The 392-nt window shown below is 81.6% G+C and carries 1 pseudogene; it reads left to right on the top strand.

Features of this window, described 5'->3' with window-relative positions:
* Positions 1-151 (top strand): annotated as a pseudogene (locus ARTB_RS21430) (cytochrome ubiquinol oxidase subunit I); the annotation flags it as partial.
* Positions 152-392: the final 241 nt, after the last annotated feature.

Genomic DNA, 392 nt, shown 5'->3' with positions numbered 1-392 from the left:
CACGCCCGCCCTCCACCTGGCCTGCCTCGGTATCGACGGCAGTGGCGCCGTCTTCGCGGCCTACTTCATCATCGGGGCAAACAGCTGGATGCAACACCCCGTCGGCGTCGAAATGGTCAACGGCCGCCCCGTCATGACCGACGCGCGGGCCCCCCCCCCCCCCCCCCCCCCCCCCCCCCCCCCCCCCCACCCCCCCCCCCCCCCCCCCGCCCCCCCCCCCCCCCCCCCCCCCCCCCCCCCCCCCCCCCCCCCCCCCCCCCCCCACCCCCCCCCCCCCCCCACCCCCAGCTCATCAGCCCCCCCCCCCCAGGCGGGCCCGCTCGTGCCCTTCCCCCCACCTGGACTCCTGCCCGGCACCCAGGCCGGGTGCCGCCCCGCAGTCTCGCGCTCCC

This window comes from Arthrobacter humicola (assembly GCF_022803015.1).
Classification (GTDB): Bacteria; Actinomycetota; Actinomycetes; order Actinomycetales; family Micrococcaceae; genus Arthrobacter; species Arthrobacter humicola_A.
This window is presented reverse-complemented; position numbering and strand designations above follow the sequence as displayed.